Here is an 838-nt window from a genome sequence, read left to right as displayed (position 1 = left end):
CCTCCTCCTCCAGAACGTCGAGCTGGACCAGAAGATCGGGAAAGAGAAGCTGCTGCGGCTGGTTGACGATCAGCCCCATCGCGCCTTCTTCCGAATGGGCGCACAAATAGACGACCGAGCGCTCGAAGCGCTCGTCCTGCATTCCCGGCATCGCGATCAGGAACTGGTTCTCCAGGAAACCCTGACCTGCGGCACCCTTTCTGTGGCCCAGTATGTCCATGTCGAAATCGTAACCCGTTTCCGATAAAGGCGAAAGTCAAGCCGGTGTCATTTGTTGAACCGTCATCACCGCGAAATGATCCATCGGAACCAGGCGGGACATTGCCAAGACCGGNTTGCCTTTTTCGTGCCCGCCCTCGCTCATGCCGGCGCCAGCGACTGGCACGAAATGACCGGCGGCAAGCTGCGGCTCGTGACCGAGCGGACGGCAGACTCCGATGGCGTCTTGCGCGGGGCGCTCGAAATCCGCCTCGACGAAGGCTGGAAAACCTACTGGCAGGAGCCGGGCGAAAGCGGCGTCGCGCCGCAGATTTCGCTGCACGAGGCCGCATCCGCCGCAAGCGTCGCGCTGCGTTTTCCCGCGCCGCAACGCTTCGACGACGGCGCGTCGCAATGGGCGGGATATGACGGGGACGTCACGCTGCCGATCATCGTCTCGGGCCTTGCCGACATCGAAGCGCCGCTCGGCGTCGACATCTTCCTCGGCGTCTGCGAGACGATCTGCGTGCCCGTGCAGACGACGCTGACCGCAACGCCTTCCGACGACATCGGACCGCTCGACGAGGCCGGAATCGGCCGCGCCTTCGCCAATCTGCCAGGCGAGGCACAAAACGGATTC

Annotated in this window: 2 protein-coding genes; one reads left to right on the top strand and one right to left on the bottom strand. The window is 63.6% G+C overall.

Annotated features, from left to right (window positions below):
- The coding region (locus PZ895_RS15110) for a YqgE/AlgH family protein (RefSeq protein ID WP_275839830.1) at nucleotides 1-214 on the bottom strand (214 nt) is incomplete at its 3' end.
- A 132-nt stretch (nucleotides 215-346) separates the two neighbouring features.
- Here PZ895_RS15110 and PZ895_RS15105 point away from each other — a divergent pair.
- On the top strand, nucleotides 347-838 hold a 492-nt coding region (locus PZ895_RS15105), incomplete at its 3' end, for a protein-disulfide reductase DsbD domain-containing protein (RefSeq protein ID WP_275839829.1).

The sequence above is a fragment of the Mesorhizobium sp. YIM 152430 genome, assembly GCF_029210365.1.
Taxonomy (GTDB): Bacteria; Pseudomonadota; Alphaproteobacteria; order Rhizobiales; family Rhizobiaceae; genus Aliihoeflea.
This window is presented reverse-complemented; position numbering and strand designations above follow the sequence as displayed.